The sequence below is a fragment of the Pseudonocardia sediminis genome (genome assembly GCF_004217185.1).
Lineage (GTDB): Bacteria > Actinomycetota > Actinomycetes > Mycobacteriales > Pseudonocardiaceae > Pseudonocardia > Pseudonocardia sediminis.
Window position 1 is genome coordinate 3,436,146 of record NZ_SHKL01000001.1, and the last position, 12,525, is coordinate 3,448,670.

The following is a 12,525-nucleotide window of genomic DNA, read 5'->3' on the forward strand; positions in this document are numbered from 1 at the left end:
CGTGGTGAGGCCCGTCGGCGACCTGCCGACGTCGCGCCTGAACCCGTATCGCCTGCCGGACGGTGCCGTACCGGGCCGCGCCACGGGCGCGCCGCAGCCGGCCGGACCCGACTCCGAGGCGACGCAGCGTCTGGCCGTCACCTCGCCCGCGGAGCCGCCGACCGACCGCATCCCCGTCACCGGGGATCCGTCCGCGCCGCCCCCGACGTCTCCCGGGGAGTCCGGGACGACCGGGGACGACCCGCAGAACGGCAAGATCGGCGACGGCCTCGCGCTGTCCATCGCGTCGGCGCTCGGTTCGGTCGCCGGTCTGCTGAGCTGGCTGATCGCGGCGTGGATCATGCCGCAGGCCGAGGTCGGCCGGGCGACGGAGTTCGTCTCGGCGTTCCAGCTGATCGGCGGGGCCGCGCAGCTGAACCTCGGGATCGGCCTGATGCGCTGGCTCCCCGGGGCGGGCAAGAAGTCGGTCCGCCTCGTCTGGGCGTCGCTGCTGCTCATCATGCCGCTGTCCGGCCTGATCGGGCTGGTCTACGGGATCATCGTCCCGAGCATCGCCGAGACGGCCGCCGGTGCGGACGGGTCGTTCGGGTTCGGGCTGCTCCTGCTCGTCCTGGCCTGTGCGGGCTGGGGCGTGTTCGTCGTGCACGACTTCATCGTCGTCGCGCTCGGACGGCCGTGGGTGGCGGTGTGGCGCAACGGGACGTTCGCCGTCGTCCGGATCGGACTGCTGCTCCTGCTCGGCTCGGCCTACGCGGCCGAGGGCATGGTGCTGAGCTGGGTCGTCCCGATCGTGCTCTGGATCGCCGGTGGCTCGGTCGTCATCTGGTTCATCGTCCGGCGCTACGCCGCACGGAGCGGCCCGGGTGTGCTGCCCAGCCGCGAGGAGGCCCTGCGCTTCCTCGGGCCGACCGCGCTGGCCCAGCTCGGCAACGCCCTGCTCTACAACCAGGTCCCGCTGCTGGTGAACCTGCGCCTGGGCAACGAGGCCGGTGCCGCGTTCTTCATCTGCTGGCAGGCGGTGACCGTCGTCGACATCGCCGCGGTGTTCTTCATGAACTCGCTGTCGGTGCACACCGCGCGCGAACCGCACCGGGCCGCCGAGCTGGCCCGGTCGGCTCGCAAGCGCATGCTGATCCTGTTCCTGCCGGTGCTCGCACTCGGTGCCGCACTGGGCTACCCGGTGCTGTCGATCCTCGGCGAGGGCTACGCGGCGGCCGCGCCGGCGCTGGCCGTGCTGATGATCGGGCTCGCGTTCCGGCTGCTCGTCGTCTTCGAGCTGGCCCAGCGCCAGGCCTCCGGCGACGGCATGGGCTTCGCCCGGATCCAGCTGACCAACACCGGGCTGATCCTCGCCGTGGCCGCGTTCGTCCCGCTGGGTGTGTTCGGCGAGGTGCCGCTCGATACCCTGCTCATGCCCGTGGTCATCGGCTACGTGGTGGTCCAGGCGCTCTGCGCGCTTGTCGTGATGTTCCTTCCGACGCTGCGGCGCCGGTTCCGCCCGGAGGTGAAGTCGTGACGTCGGAGACCCGCAGAACGGGACCCGACCAGGTGACCGCATCCGCGTCGTCGACGCGGTCCGCGGAGTCCACCCAGTACCTGGACCCGAGGCGCCCGGCGAACCCGCTGGACGCGCCGACGACGGCGGTCCGCCCGCCGTCGCCGCGCCCGCCGGGGGAGTCCTCGTCCGACACGCCCCGCCCGCCGACCCCGGCGCCGGGACCGGCCGAGCCGCTGTCCCCGCTGTGGATCTGGGGCTCCCCGGTCCTCGCCGTGCTCGCGGTGGTGCTGCTGCCGATCGCCGCGGCCACCACGGACCTGGAGAACCTCGGGGGCTGGGGTCTGGCCGCGGTCCTCTCGCCGTTCGCCTGGCTCTCGCTCGGGCTCGCGGTCGCCGCCTGTGTGGTCGAGCTGTGGTCGAAGCGCCCGCGGATCCCGATGCTCGGTGCCGCGACCGGTGTGCTGATCCTGTGCAGCTTCGGCATGCCCTCGGTCGTGCAGCCGCAGGCCCGGTTCACCACCGCCTGGCTGATCGGCGGCTTCGTCGACGCGCTGTCCGGCACCGGTGTCCCGCCGACCGGCATCGACGCGCGGTTCTACTGGCCCGCGTTCTTCGCCCAGTGGGCGTGGATCCGCGACGCCGCCGGCGCCGACAACCTCGACCTCGTCCTGCGCTGGTACCCGCCCGCCGTCGTCGCGGTCTGGGCGATCGGTGTCTACGCACTCGCCCGCTCGATGCTCGGCGGCACCCGCGCGCCGTGGGTCGCGGCCTGGCTGTTCCTCGGCCTGAACTGGATCGAGCAGGACTACTTCTCCCCGCAGGCGACCGCGATCGTGCTGCTGCTGACCGTGCTGACCTTCGCCCTCGGCCCGCTGGCGACCCGGCGGACCGACACCGCCGGCGCCGCGGGCTGGCCACGGGCGCACAAGGACGCGCCCCGGCTGCCGCGATGGCGGCGATGGCTGGTCAGTGCGATGACGCCACCGAACAACCCGACCCTGCCGGCGCGCCAGCTCCTGCTGATCTACTTCAGCGCCTCGCTGTGCCTGCTCGCGATCGCCCCGACCCACCAGCTGACGCCGTTCGCCATCATCGGCCAGCTGGTCGTGCTCGCGGTCGTCGGACGCTTCCGGGGCCGTGGCCTGGTGATCATCGGGATCCTGGCCGTGGTGATCTACATCCTGATCGCGGGCCGGGACTTCTGGATGACCCAGATCTCGATGATCACCGGTGGCAGCGACGAGGGCGGCGCGATCGAGGCCGGCTTCTTCGAACGGCTGCAGGGTGACACCGGCCAGCTCGTGGTGAAACTGCTCCGCGCCGTCATGCCGGTCCTGACCTGGCTGCTCGCGATCGCGGGGGCGTGGGTCTACTGGAAGCGGCGCCGGGACCTGGTGCCGATCCTGCTGGCCGTGGTGCCGATGGGCATGGCGGCCGTGCAGAGCTACGGCGGCGAGCTGCTGCTGCGCGTCATCCTCTACGGTCTGCCCGTCCTGGCGATCCTCGGCGTGGACGCGCTGCGCGCGTTCGTGCGGGCGGACCGGAGACGGGAGATCGCGCTCGCGGTCGGGATGCTCGTCCTGTTCCCGGTGCTGGTGCTCATCCGCGGTGGCAACGACGCCTACATGGACGTGACCACCGAGGACGTCGCGATGACCCGGGCGGCCTACGACCAGGCCCCGCCGGACTCGCTGGTGCTGCCGCTGTCCAACGTCGGCCCCTACCAGCTCGAGGGCGTCGGCGAGCACAACAAGGCGCCGGGCGTGGAGGGCTGCACGCAGCTCGCCAACGACCCGCTGCCCTGCATCGACAAGATCCAGCCGCAGACGATCCTGTTCTACGAGTCGATCGAGAAGCAGGGCGTCGTGCTCAACGGCGAGGCGCCGGGCTGGAGCACGAAGATCCGCGACCAGCTCATCGCCTCCGGGCAGTACCGGGCGACCTACCAGAACGGGTTCGCCGCGGTCCTGGTCCGGGTGGCCCAGGCACCGGCGCCGGCCGCTCCCGCGGCCCCGGCCGCCCCGGCGGACGACCAGGGGGTGCCGCAGTGATCGGCGCGGCACTGACCTGGCTGGCGTTCCTGCTGGTGCTCGTCCTGTTCGGCGCCCGTGCCTGGGTGGTCGAGACCAACCGGGGACGGCTGAACACCGCGGGTGCCGCCCAGCGGGGCCTGACGTGGGCCGCGGCCGGGGCGGTGGTGCTGCTGATCGCACTGGCCGCGCTCAACGGCGGTCTCACGCTGACCGGCATGCTCCTGAACGGGTCGGCGGAGACCAGCACGCCGTCGGACACCGCGCCGGTGGCCCCGCAGCCGGCGGCGCCCGCCGCCCCGGCCGCTCCCGCAGCTCCGGCCAACCCCTGATCGGACCGACACACACGAGAGCCCCGGCACGGATCCGTGCGGGGCTCTCGTGCGTGCGGGGCGGCTATCCGGAGAAGCCGATCGCCACGTACTTGGTCTCGAGGAACTCGTCGATCCCGACGTTGCCGCCCTCGCGGCCCAGTCCGGACTCCTTGACCCCGCCGAACGGCGCCGCCGGGTTCGACACCAGGCCGGTGTTGAGCCCGATCATGCCGCTCTCCAGTCGCTCGGAGATCCGCAGCGCCCGGTTCAGGTCGCGGGTGTAGACGTAGTTGACCAGCCCGAACTCGGTCGCGTTCGCCGCGTCGAGGGCCTGCTCCTCGGACTCGACGACGGTGATCGGCGCGACCGGGCCGAAGATCTCCTCGTGGTTGAGCCGGGAGTTCACCGGCACGTCGGTGAGCACCGTCGGCGGGTAGAAGTAGCCCGGCCCGTCCTGGGCGGTGCCGCCGATGGCGACCTTGGCGCCGTTCGCGACCGCGTCCGCGACGAGGTCGGTGACCTTGTTCAGGCCCTTGCCGTCGATCAGCGGGCCCACCTGGACGCCGTCCTCGGTGCCGCGGCCGACCTTGAGAGCGCCCATCTTCTCGGCCAGCTTGCGGGCGAACTCGCCGGCCACGCCGCTCTGCACGTAGAAGCGGTTGGCCGCGGTGCAGGCCTCGCCCATGTTGCGCATCTTCGCGACCATGGCGCCCTCGATCGCGGCGTCGACGTCGGCGTCGTCGAGGACGATGAACGAGGCGTTGCCGCCCAGTTCCAGCGAGGCGCGCAGGACCTTGTCCGCGGCCTGCTCCAGCAGCTTCTTGCCGACCGGGGTCGACCCGGTGAAGGAGATCTTGCGCGCCCGGCCGTCACGGATGATCGGCTCCATGACGCCACCGGCGTCGGTGGCGTTGATGACGTTCAGGGCGCCGTCGGGCAGACCGGCGTCGGCGAGGATCTGCCCGAAGGCGAGCATCGTCAGCGGCGTCTGCGGGGCCGGCTTGATGATCGACGCGCAGCCGGCCGCGATCGCCGGGGCGATCTTGCGGGTGCCCATGGCCAGCGGGAAGTTCCACGGCGTCACGAACACGCAGACGCCGACCGGCTGGCGGATCGTGAGGAAGCGGGTCAGGCCGTTCGGCGCGACCTGGTAGCCGCCGTCGATCCGGACGGCCTCCTCGGCGAACCAGCGCAGGAACTCGCTCGCGTAGACGACCTCGCCCTTGGCCTCGGCCAGCGGCTTGCCCATCTCCAGCGTCATGAGCAGGGCGAGGTCGTCGGCCCGCTCGTGCAGCAGCTGGTAGGCGCGGTAGAGGATCTCGCTGCGCTGCCGGGGCGGCAGGGCCGCGATCGTCGGCTGGGCGGCGTGGGCGGCGTCGAGGGCGGCCATCCCGTCGGCGGGGGAGGCGTCGGCGACCTCGGTGAGCACCTCGCCGGTGGACGGGTCCTCCACCTTCGCGGTGGCCCCGTTCTCCGCGTCGCGCCACCGTCCTCCGATGAACAGCCCGGTCGGGACGGCGTCGAGTATCGTGCGCTCTCGGTCGGCGTTCGTCATGGCCGCAACGTACCTGCGGGACCCGGCCCTGTCCTTCCTGGATCCGCTGTCCCGCCTGACGCCCGGCCGTGCCGGGGCCTGTGGCCGACCTCGCGCCGATCATCGCCCGGGTGACGGTGCCACCGGCGCCGCCATGGGTCAGGATGGCGGGGTGAGCGAGACGCTGACGAAGTTGCCCGCGCTGGTCCCGGAGCCGGTGGAGCTGCCCGGCCACCTGGCGCAGCTGCGCGCTGAGGTACGCGAGTTCCTGGCTGCCGAACGCGCGGCCGGGAAGTGGACGCCCGGTGCCGACGTCTGGCTCTCGGGCTGGGACGCCGAGTTCTCGAAGCGCCTCGGGGCCCGGGGCTGGCTCGGGATGACGATCCCCACCGAGTACGGCGGGCAGGGACGTACCGCGCTGGACCGCTACGTCGTGACCGAGGAGCTGCTCGCCGCCGGGGCGCCGGTGGCCGCGCACTGGGTCGCCGACCGTCAGATCGGACCGTCGCTGATGCGCTTCGGCACCGAGGAGCAGCGGCGGAAATTCCTGCCCGGCATCGCCCGCGGCGAGATCTACTTCGGCATCGGCATGTCCGAACCCGACTCCGGGTCCGACCTCGCGTCGGTCCGCACCCGCGCGGACAGGGTCGACGGCGGCTGGGAGATGACCGGCACCAAGGTCTGGACGTCCGGTGCCCACCACGCGCACGCGTTCTTCGCCCTGGTGCGGACCTCGCCCAAGGACGAGAACAACCGGCACGCCGGCCTGTCGCAGTTCCTCGTCGAGCTGGACCGCCCGGGCATCACGATCCGTCCGATCCCCCTGCTCACCGGGGCGCACCACTTCAACGAGGTCGTGTTCGACCACGTGTTCATCCCGGACGAGATGGTCTTCGGCGAGCTGAGCTCGGGCTGGGCCCAGGTGACCGGTGAGCTGGCGTTCGAGCGGTCCGGGCCGGAGCGGTTCCTCTCGACGTTCCCGCTGCTCGCCTCCCTGGTGGGGGAGCTGGGGAAAGCGTCGGACGTCGACGCGGGTACCCGCCGGGAGATCGGCGCGCTGGTCTCGCGGCTGTGGACGCTGCGGCGGATGTCGCTGGCCGTGGCCGGGGCGCTGGAGTCCGGCGAGGCCCCGGAGCTGGCGGCGGCGCTGGTCAAGGACCTCGGCACCCGCTACGAGAACGAGATCGTCGACGCCTCGCGCCTGCTCGTCGACATCCCGCCGGACCCCGGCGCCGAGCCCGGCTTCGCCCGGCTGCTCGCCGAGGCCGTCCAGCACGCCCCCGGCTTCACGCTGCGCGGCGGCACGAACGAGGTCCTGCGCGGCATCGTCGCGCGGGGGATGGGGCTGCGCTGATGAGTTCTGAGCTGCGAGAACTGGCCGAGTCGGTCTTCGTCGACGCCTACGACCGTGACGCCGTCGGCCTCGACACCGACCTCTGGAAGACCTGCGAGCAGACCGGCCTGGCCCGGATGACGCTGCCCGAGTCGGCCGGGGGCAGCGAGGGCACGCTCGCCGACGCCGCCGCGCTGCTCGAGGCCGCGGGCGCGCACGCGGCGCGGGTGCCGCTGGCCGAGACCGACCTGCTCGGTGGCTGGCTCGCCCACGCCGCCGGCCTGGACGTCCCGGACGGGCCGCTGGTGGCCGTCGCCGCCGACCTCGACGTCGCCGCGGACGGCACCGTGTCCGGGACGCTGCCGCGCGTGCCGTGGGGCCGGGCGGTCTCCACGGTCGTCGTGCTCACCGGGGCGCGGGTCGTCGTGCTGTCGCCGTCGGCGCTGACCGTGCACGAGGGCACGAACGTCGCCGAGGAGCCGCGGGACACGCTCGTCGCCTCCGGTGCCACCCCGCTCGCCGCCGGTGACGCCCCGGACGGCGCCGCCGAGGAGCTCGCGCTGCGGGCCGCGCTGGGCCGTTCGCTGCTGCTGGCCGGGGCCGCCCGCGGCGCGCTGGCCCGCTCGATCGGCTACGCGGGGGAGCGGGTGCAGTTCGGCCGTCCGATCGCGAAGTTCCAGGCCGTGCAGCAGCAGCTCGCCGAGGCCGGGTCCGAGGTCGCCGCCGCGGCCGCCGCCTCCGCCGCCGCGGCGCGCACGGCGTCGGACCGCGGGTTCGCCGACGACGCGACGACGTTCGCGATCGCCGCCGCCAAGTCCCGGTGCGGGGCGAGCGCCACCGCGGTGGCCCGGATCGCGCACCAGGTGCACGGCGCGATCGGCTTCACCCGCGAGCACGACCTGCGCCTGACCACCACGCGTCTGTGGGCCTGGCGCGACGAGGACGGCAACGACTCTTACTGGAACGGCGTCGTCGGCACCCGCGCCCTGAACGCCGGCCCCGACGGCCTCTGGCCACTGGTCACCGGCACCCCCTGACCCTCGGCTGACACGAGAGCCCCGTTCGTCCGGATCGGCTGGACGAACGGGGCTCTCGCATAGCCGGGGCCCGCACCAGGGCCACGAGCGTGGGTGCGCGAGCGGAGCTCCCCTCCAGCCCGTTTGGACGGACGGGGCTCTCGCGTAGCCGGGGCCCGGCACCAGGGCCACGAGTGTGGGTTGCACGAACGGAGCTCTCGTCCACCCCGGTTGGACGGACGGAGCTCTCGTGCAGTCCGGCGGGCCCGGGGGGTCAGCCCTGGGGGATCTTGCGGAAATCCCAGCTGGTGATCTTGTCGGGGTTGACGCGCATCCAGGCGTGACGGCCGTCGTGGCCGTAGGAGCCGTTGAAGTAGCGCTCACCCATGAGCCGCTCGACGCGCTCGAGGGTCTCGTTCGGCTCGCCGGTGCGCGGCACCTCGCCGACCACTTCGACGGTCCCGCGGATCTCCACGCCGCGCAGCTCGGCGTAGTCGTGACCGGCGTCGACGACGACCGCGATCCGCGGGTCGGCCTGCAGGTCGGTCCAGCGCTGGCTCTTCGACAGCGTCGAGAACCAGAGCGCACCGGCGTCCCAGAGGTACCAGAGCGGGGTGGCGTGCGGGCCGTTCGTGCCGTTGGTGGCGGCACGGCAGGTGCGCTGCTCGGCGAGGAACGCGTCGACCTCCTCGGAGGTCATGGCGATCTTGCGCATGCGGCGCTGGGGCTTCGGTTCCTGTGCTGCCTGGGACTGCTCCGTCATGTGCCGACGGTAACGCGCGTGATCAGCCCCAGAGCCGCTCGGTGGCGAGCTTCGCACCGGCCGAGAGGGCCCGGAACTTCTCCCAGACGACGCTCGGGTGCACCTCGGGGTGGAACGAGGCCCGCGAGGAGAACCCGCAGTCCGCGCCCGCGACGACGTTCTCCCGCCCGACGATCCCGGCGTAGAGCTCGAGAGTGTCGGCGATCAGCTCCGGGTGCTCGACGTAGTTCGTCGCGTGCCCGAGCAGACCCGGGATGAGGATCTTGCCCTCGGGCAGGGCGATGTCGCGCCAGATCTTCCACTCGTGCTGGTGGCGTGGGTTGGCGACCTCGAAGGAGTAGGCGCCCGCGTTCACCTTGAGCATGAGTGGGGCGATGTCGCGGAAGTCCAGGTCGTGGATCCGCGGGCCGTGGTTGAGGCCGTAGCAGGTGTGCAGGCGGATCTTCTCCGGCGGGATCCCGCGCAGGGCGTGGTTGAGGATCTCGATGTGCTGCTCGGCGTCGCGGCGTCGCTGCTCCGGGGTGGTGGCCGGGTTCTCCGAGAGGTACTCGATCAGCCAGGGGTCGTCGACCTGCAGCACGAAACCGGCGTCGATGATCCCCAGGTACTCCTCGCGCAGGGCCTCGGCGACGGCGGAGAGGTACTCGCCGTAGGAGCCGTAGTACTCGTTGCGGCCGAACCCGCTCGGGCTGGTCGAGGGCAGGAACGCCTCGGTGACCGACCCCTCCGGCTGGGCGGCGATCGCCGCGCGCAGGTTGGCGACGTCGATCGCGAGCTGCTCGTGGCCGTCGTAGCTGACGGGCGCGTTGCAGACCATCGTGGTCATGGGGCTGACCTGGTCCTTGTACTTGCCCAGGTAGCCGGCGTAGTAGTCCGGGAACGCGTCGATCTCGACCTGCCACGACGGCGGCATGAGCTTCTCGCCCGCGCCGGCGGAGAACCCGGCCAGGCGGTCCTTGACGTAGGTCAGGAAGCTGACCTTGCTCATCTCGCCGTCGGTGACGACGTCGATGCCGGCGCCGACCTGGGAGGCGACGACCTCGTCCACCGCGCCGGTGACGCGCTTGGCGTAGCCGTCGGCGTCGTAGGGGCGGCCGTGCTCCTTCTCCCGCATGATCTCGAGCAGGTCGTGCGGCCGTCCGAGGCTGCCGACGTGCGTGGTCAGGATGCGGTCGGTGCTGCGCTGCATGGTTCCGGGACGGTAGGGCGCCCGGACCGCCGGTGACAGGCGTGCGTTCCCGCACGGGGAACCGGAGCGCCGCGGCGATGTCCGCGCACGGGGACCGGGGTGGAGCGCGGGACCGGTGCGCGGGAGAGGATCTCGGACGTGCGCACCGAACCGTCGTCCGTCCCGCCGCCCGCGCCGTCCCCGGCTCTGGAACGGCTCCTGGGGTCCGACCGGCCGACGCCCTATCTCGCGCTGGACCCGCAGGTCGTCGCCGACCGCCACGACCGGCTGGCCGCGGCGTTCGCCCCGGCGCGGATGCTCTACGCGGTCAAGGCGTGCCCGGAGCCGTCGGTGCTGGCGGCACTGGTGGCGCGGGGGAGCGGGTTCGACGTCGCGAGCCACGAGGAGATCCGCCTGTGCGTGGCCGCCGGCGCGGACCCGGACCTGATCCAGCACGGCAACCCCGTCCGCGGGCCGGGAGCCGCCGCGGCCGCGTACGCGCTGGGGGTGCGACGGTTCGTCACCGACAGCGTCGAGGACGTCGAGCAGCTCGCCGTCGAGGCACCGGGCTCGCGGGTGCTGGTGCGGCTGATGGTCGCCGACGCCGGGTCGGCGACCCCGTTCTTCGGCAAGTTCGGAGCGTTGCCCGACGAGGCCGTGCGGCTGCTCGCCGCCGTCGCCGACGCCGGGCTGACCGCGGCCGGGGTGACGTTCCACGCGGGCTCGCAGCAGACGCTGCCCGGCACCTACGCCGACGCCGTCGCGCTCGCGCTGGGGGTCGCCGGACGGGCCGGCCTGCGCCGCCCCGAGCTGGACCTGGGCGGCGGCTGGCCGGTGCCCTACCGGTCCGGGGTCGCCGGGCCGGAGGAGTTCGCCGCCGCCGTCGACGGCGCGGTGTCGGCCGCCGTCGCGGCCGGGGACGTCGAGGGCGCGGACCTGCTGCTCGAACCCGGACGCGCGCTCGTCGCCGAGGCGGGGGTGCTGCGCTCGCGGGTGCTGCGGGTGTCGCGACGGCCGGGCGTCGACCACCGCCGGTGGGTCTACCTCGACGTCGGCCGCTACCAGGGGCTGGCCGAGACCGAGGGCGAGGCGATCGGCTACCCGCTGCGCGTCCCGGGCCGCACCGGTGCCCCCGGCCCGGTGGTGATCGCCGGCCCCACCTGCGACGGCGACGATGTGATCTACCGCCGCACCCCGTGCGCCCTGCCGCTGGACCTGCGGGCCGGCGATCTCGTCGACCTCCTGCACACCGGCGCGTACACCTCCAGCTACGCCTCGGTCGGGTTCAACGGGTTCGGGCCCCTGACGGTCGTCGTCGCCGACACCGCTCCGGAGGTACCGGCGACCCCCGCCGGTGTGCTGCACCCCACGCCCTGCAGCCTCAAGGAGTGATCAAAGGAGCCCGATGGGGGAGGACACCCCCGACACCCGACGGTTACCGTTTCCGACGTGTCACCGTCCTTCACCGCCCCGATCACCGACCGTCACCCCGCGCAGGTCGCGGGTGACGGCAGCAGCCTCGTCGCCGGACTCCCCGGTCCGGACGCCCCCACCCTGTCCACGTCGTCGCATCCGGTGGGCCGACATGTGCTGGCCGAGCTCGGCGGGATCGATCCGGGTCTGCTGGACGACGCCGCCCGGCTGCGGGAGATCCTCGGACGGTCGCTGACCGAGGCCGGCGCGCAGGTGCGTCAGATCGTCGTCGAGGCGTTCGAGCCCCAGGGCGTCACGGTCGTCGCGGTGCTCGCCGAGTCGCACGCGTCGATCCACACCTGGCCCGAGCTCGGCGGCATGCACGTCGACGTGTTCACCTGCGGTGACGACGCCGACCCGGTCGCCGCGGTCCGCCTGCTCGCCGAGGGAGTCGGCGCAGGCGACACCGCGCTGCAGGTCGTCTCCCGCGGCGGTGTGCCGCGCACCGTCACCGAGCCGATCTCCGAGGGCCTGACCCGGCGCTGGGACCTCGGCACCGTGCACCACAGCTCCGCGACGCCGTTCCAGCGCGTGATGGTCGCCGACACCGCGCACGGCGTCACCCTGTTCTGCGACGACGAGCGCCAGAGCACCGAGCACACCCAGCTGACCTACCACGAGGCGCTGGTCTGGCCGGGCGCGATGCTCGCCCGCAACCTCGACCGGGTGCTGATCGTCGGCTCCAGCGAGGGCGTGGCCAGCGAGATGGCCGTCGCCGCGGGCGCGAGCCACGTCGACCACGTCGACATCGACACCGACTGTGTGCGGATCTGCGCCGAGCACCTGCCCTACGGCTACACCCCGGAGACCCTCGCCGCCGCCGAGCGCGGCGACGGCCCGATCCGCCTGACCTACGCCGACGGACGGCAGTTCGTGCTCGACTCGACCGAGCACTGGGACCTGATCATCGTCGACCTCCCCGACGAGCGCCCGGACGAGCCCGACGCCCAGATCAACCTGCTCTACGCCGAGGACTTCGTCCGCGCCTGCGCCGACCGCCTCACCGACGGCGGGGTGCTGGTGTTCCAGGCCGGCAGCCCGGCCGTCTGGCGCGACGCCACGCTGCGCTCGGCCTGGACCCGGTTCGACTCGGTGTTCGGCGCGACCGGCGGGCGCGGGGTCTACATCGGCTGCGAGGAGCACGAGTGGGCGTTCCTGGCCGGCGTGCGCTCCGACCCGGGCGACCCCGGCGAGGTGACCGCCGCGCGGCTGGCCCAGGCGCCGTCGCGGCCGGAGACGATCGACGAGACCAGCCTGCGTCACCGGCTCGTCGCGCCGCTGTCGCTGCGACGTCTCACGGAGTGACCGGAGCCTGACGGCACCCCGGCCGGACCCGGCCGGGGTGCCCTACCGGACCAGCGGGACGAACCGGATTCGCCCTCCGGTCGCGCACACG

Annotated in this window: 10 protein-coding genes; 7 read left to right on the top strand and 3 right to left on the bottom strand. The window is 73.2% G+C overall.

Features of this window, described 5'->3' with window-relative positions; all coding sequences use genetic code 11:
* Nucleotide 1: 1 nt before the first annotated feature.
* Genes EV383_RS15910 through EV383_RS15920 form a run of 3 tightly spaced genes read left to right on the top strand, consistent with a single transcriptional unit; the run spans nt 2 to nt 3,860 of the window.
* Nucleotides 2-1,516 (top strand): lipopolysaccharide biosynthesis protein, encoded by a 1,515-nt coding sequence (locus EV383_RS15910; RefSeq protein ID WP_130290641.1) that lies wholly within the window; start codon nt 2-4, stop codon nt 1,514-1,516.
* Nucleotides 1,517-1,548: 32 nt separating this feature from the next.
* On the top strand, nt 1,549-3,549 hold the full coding sequence (locus EV383_RS31210) for a hypothetical protein (protein ID WP_165438367.1): 2,001 nt from the start codon (nt 1,549-1,551) through the stop codon (nt 3,547-3,549).
* Nucleotides 3,546-3,860, top strand: a complete 315-nt coding sequence (locus EV383_RS15920) for a hypothetical protein (protein ID WP_130290642.1) — start codon at nt 3,546-3,548, stop codon at nt 3,858-3,860. The genes EV383_RS31210 and EV383_RS15920 overlap by 4 nt, the downstream gene beginning before the upstream one ends.
* A 64-nt stretch (nt 3,861-3,924) precedes the next feature.
* Here the strand turns inward: EV383_RS15920 and EV383_RS15925 are convergent, their stop codons facing one another.
* Complete coding sequence (locus tag EV383_RS15925) at nt 3,925-5,397, bottom strand: NAD-dependent succinate-semialdehyde dehydrogenase (protein ID WP_130290643.1); 1,473 nt, start codon at nt 5,395-5,397, stop codon at nt 3,925-3,927.
* A gap of 151 nt (nt 5,398-5,548) precedes the next feature.
* Between EV383_RS15925 and EV383_RS15930 the strand changes: the two genes are divergently transcribed.
* Both EV383_RS15930 and EV383_RS15935 read left to right on the top strand, forming a co-directional pair.
* Complete coding sequence (locus EV383_RS15930) at nt 5,549-6,730, top strand: acyl-CoA dehydrogenase family protein (RefSeq protein ID WP_242623127.1); 1,182 nt, start codon at nt 5,549-5,551, stop codon at nt 6,728-6,730.
* Nucleotides 6,730-7,746, top strand: a complete 1,017-nt coding sequence (locus EV383_RS15935; RefSeq protein ID WP_130290645.1) for an acyl-CoA dehydrogenase family protein — start codon at nt 6,730-6,732, stop codon at nt 7,744-7,746. The genes EV383_RS15930 and EV383_RS15935 overlap by 1 nt, the downstream gene beginning before the upstream one ends.
* A 253-nt stretch (nt 7,747-7,999) precedes the next feature.
* Here the strand turns inward: EV383_RS15935 and EV383_RS15940 are convergent, their stop codons facing one another.
* Nucleotides 8,000-8,488 (bottom strand): pyridoxamine 5'-phosphate oxidase family protein, encoded by a 489-nt coding sequence (locus EV383_RS15940; protein WP_130290646.1) that lies wholly within the window; start codon nt 8,486-8,488, stop codon nt 8,000-8,002.
* 22 nt (nt 8,489-8,510) lie between these two features.
* Entirely contained in the window at nt 8,511-9,677 is a 1,167-nt protein-coding gene (locus tag EV383_RS15945) for a cobalamin-independent methionine synthase II family protein (protein WP_130290647.1), read from the bottom strand.
* Between the two features lie 138 nt (nt 9,678-9,815).
* On the opposite strand from EV383_RS15945, the gene EV383_RS15950 reads away from it, so the two are divergent.
* Together EV383_RS15950 and speD are read left to right on the top strand one after the other, a co-directional pair.
* Nucleotides 9,816-11,048: a type III PLP-dependent enzyme domain-containing protein gene (locus EV383_RS15950; protein ID WP_207223543.1), complete on the top strand. Its 1,233-nt coding sequence runs from the start codon at nt 9,816-9,818 to the stop codon at nt 11,046-11,048.
* A 57-nt stretch (nt 11,049-11,105) separates the two neighbouring features.
* Nucleotides 11,106-12,434 carry an adenosylmethionine decarboxylase gene (gene speD / locus EV383_RS15955; protein WP_242623128.1) on the top strand — a complete coding sequence of 443 codons (1,329 nt, stop codon included), beginning with the start codon at nt 11,106-11,108 and terminating at the stop codon, nt 12,432-12,434.
* Nucleotides 12,435-12,525: the final 91 nt, after the last annotated feature.

What these genes read in the sequence shown, in the direction of transcription:
- EV383_RS15925 (WP_130290643.1), bottom strand. Translation starts at nt 5,397, where the DNA reads ATGACGAACGCCGACCGAGAGCGCACGATACTCGACGCCGTCCCGACC.
- EV383_RS15935 (WP_130290645.1), top strand. Translation starts at nt 6,730, where the DNA reads ATGAGTTCTGAGCTGCGAGAACTGGCCGAGTCGGTCTTCGTCGACGCC.
- EV383_RS15940 (WP_130290646.1), bottom strand. Translation starts at nt 8,488, where the DNA reads ATGACGGAGCAGTCCCAGGCAGCACAGGAACCGAAGCCCCAGCGCCGC.
- EV383_RS15945 (WP_130290647.1), bottom strand. Translation starts at nt 9,677, where the DNA reads ATGCAGCGCAGCACCGACCGCATCCTGACCACGCACGTCGGCAGCCTC.